Annotated in this window: 1 pseudogene; it reads left to right on the top strand. The window is 69.8% G+C overall.

The window, feature by feature from the left end:
* Positions 1–288, top strand: a pseudogene (locus ACIPYS_RS13985) (hypothetical protein); the annotation flags it as partial.

The raw sequence follows: 288 nt of genomic DNA on the forward strand, positions 1-288 counted from the left end.
GCCCCCGCCGGGAGCGCCTCCACCAACGGCGGCATCACCGCCGTCTCCCGCATCCCCGGCAGCATGGAACTCTGGTTCACCGGAGCCAACGGCTCCATTCAGGGCGCGTACTGGTACGACGGCACACCCTGGAACCGCTACGAGATCGCCCCCGCCGGGAGCGCCTCCACCAACGGCGGCATCACCGCCGTCTCCCGCATCCCCGGCAGCATGGAACTCTGGTGGATCGGAGCCAACGGCTCCATTCAGGGCGCGTACTGGTACGACGGCGCACCCTGGACCCGCTAC

The organism is Kitasatospora sp. NPDC089913 (assembly GCF_044748625.1).
GTDB lineage: Bacteria > Actinomycetota > Actinomycetes > Streptomycetales > Streptomycetaceae > Kitasatospora.